Genomic DNA, 1,618 nt, shown 5'->3' with positions numbered 1-1,618 from the left:
CATGCCGCCCGTTCCAACAAGGCCTTCGCCCTGCCTTCAAGCTCCAGTCGGCTATCCTGATGCGCCTTGCTGCGGGCGTGCGCAGTCATGCCCTGCACGAAATCGAAGATGCTTTCGGGCAGGCGGCCTTCCTCCTGCAAAACTGCCTCGATGATCTTGCTTGTTTCGCTCTTGGAGAAACCGCGCTTGCGCAGGAAGCCTTCGCGGTCTTCGTCGCTACGGGCGACGATCTTCTCACGTGCGGCCTTGATGCCGGCGATAAACGGCGCGGGGCTAGAGTTCGCAAAGCTCGTCAAAGCGGGCGCTGCCTCATGAGCAAAACGAAGTGCTGCAAACTTCGAATGCCGGATGCTGATCTCCTCGAAGCCTTCTACGCCCCAAAGATTGCGGTTCATGCAAACGGCGCGGAGATAGAAACTCGCAACGCCCAACGTCTTACTGCCAACCTCCGAATTCCAGCAATAGAAACCGCGAAAATACAAATCCGGTTCGCCATTCGGGAGCCTTCCGGCTTCGATCGGATGGGTATCGTCAACGAGAAACAGGAACACGTCGCGGTCGCTGGCGTAAAGCGTGGTGGTGTCCTTGGTGATGTCGACGAATGGATTGTGAGTCATCGTAGCCCAATCCAGAACGCCCGGCACCTTCCACATGGTGTCACCGGTACCATTGCCCGCGATCTTCATCACGGAGGCGACAAGCTCGTGATCCCAGATACGGCCATAGTCCGGGCCGGTTACGGCGCGAAGTTCAATGCGCCCGTCTGCCGTCTCGAGGGTCTTCATCAATTCCGCCCGATGGCTCAGAAGGCCGTGCTGTAAATTGATGCCTGCCAGCGGCGCGGGAAGCTGGCGCATGTAGGTCGCCGGTGCGCTGACAAGGCTGCAAAGTTGGCCAAAACTCCAATGCGTGGGCGCAATTGGTTGCTCCTGTCCGGGGACGATAAGCGAAAGCCGCTCTGCATTGTCGCGGGTAGCTTCCACGCGAACAGCGCGGCTCTCGACGGTGCGGGCGGTAGCGCGGTCCGCTCTCTGCTTCACGGCATCAAAAAGCTCGGTGAGGCTCAGATAGCGCTCGTCATCGGGACGCGAAAACCATTCCGAGGAAACCCGCCCGATCCTCTCGCCGCGCGTGACGTCAACGCGGAAGCCGCTGGAAACCGCCTGCTGCTGACTGTTGTTCTCGCCGTCGATGATGGTGGTCATGTTCATTGTGCTCACTCCTTTTCCGTCAATGCCGAAGGCATGTCCCCCGGCATGCCTTCCGGGGGCGCGAGAGCGCGCGGGAGTGATGGGGGCCAATGCCGGCGCGCTGAGCCGGGGTGCACGGTCGAGCGAAGCAGATGGAAATTGATGGTCGCTGTTGCTGCAATCGCCCGCTTTGCGAGCCTGCGGCCTTGCTCTGCACAGGCGGCACTGGCGGGGAAGCGAGGGGAAGTTCCTCGCTTCCCAACGGATCGACAAGGGTATCCGCAGTCGATCAGAACGATGAAAGCGAAGCTTACTCTTATAATGTTGTGCAAGAGATTTGGATTTTACAGAGAAACGTACTACTTGCCTCATTGGCGGGACGGGGAAATCAAACGTCGCTCAATTCGTCCGATACAAGATACAATAAG

Annotated in this window: 1 protein-coding gene; it reads right to left on the bottom strand. The window is 58.9% G+C overall.

The window, feature by feature from the left end; translation table 11 throughout:
* Positions 1–1,211, bottom strand: a 1,211-nt coding sequence (locus EN991_RS35345; protein ID WP_127370455.1) for a DUF932 domain-containing protein, incomplete at its 3' end; no start/stop codon positions are given.
* Positions 1,212–1,618: the final 407 nt, after the last annotated feature.

The organism is Mesorhizobium sp. M7A.F.Ca.US.005.03.2.1 (assembly GCF_003997795.1).
GTDB classification, from domain to species: Bacteria; Pseudomonadota; Alphaproteobacteria; order Rhizobiales; family Rhizobiaceae; genus Mesorhizobium; species Mesorhizobium ciceri.
The sequence above is the reverse complement of the archived record's forward strand: the minus strand, read 5'-3'. Positions and strand labels throughout refer to the sequence as shown.